At 58.7% G+C, this 576-nt stretch carries 1 protein-coding gene; it reads left to right on the top strand.

Annotated elements, in window-relative coordinates; translation table 11 throughout:
* Window positions 1-284: ETX/MTX2 family pore-forming toxin (locus tag ACX4ZE_RS22995; protein WP_480275551.1), on the top strand; the 284-nt coding region annotated here is incomplete at its 5' end.
* Window positions 285-576 lie beyond the last annotated feature (292 nt).

Genomic DNA, 576 nt, shown 5'->3' with positions numbered 1-576 from the left:
TCCCATGGGTTTGCGCGAATCAGGAATGCACAGGCAGCGAACAATCGATCTATCAGATGGTCAAACAAGCGCAGGTCAGCGGACAGACACCACAAGGCCCCAAGACTCCCCCACTGCCAGCAGGATTCTCGCTGAACAACGCCAACCAGACGCTGCGCTTCAAAGGGACCGGAACCTACAAGGCCGCCTACGGAGCGAACTTCACGGTCCATGTTTCGATCACACCGAACGCTCCCACCGCACCTGCGCCCAAGTCCTTCACACGAACCTTCAAGGCGCTCTGAGCTACACGCACATACTCGCCACGGGCTCTCTTCCGATCATGATCGGAAGAGAGCCCGTGGGGCGGAAGCACAAGGGAATCCGCTTCAATGGCATGGAATGATCCTTTTCCATCCTCGGCGAGCGGCTCTGTTTTCGCGGTCTTCTCGACGTAGCGCCACGCGGTGCTCGTGGCCACCCCGAATTCGGCGGCGAGATCGCTGTAGGTTTCGCCGTATCCACTTCGCTGATGCGAATCCAAACCTCCTCACCAACCTGTGCCACAACGATATCCAGGCCACAGCTGACCGGACT

The organism is Nocardia sp. TBRC8007, assembly GCF_056629435.1.
This window is presented reverse-complemented; position numbering and strand designations above follow the sequence as displayed.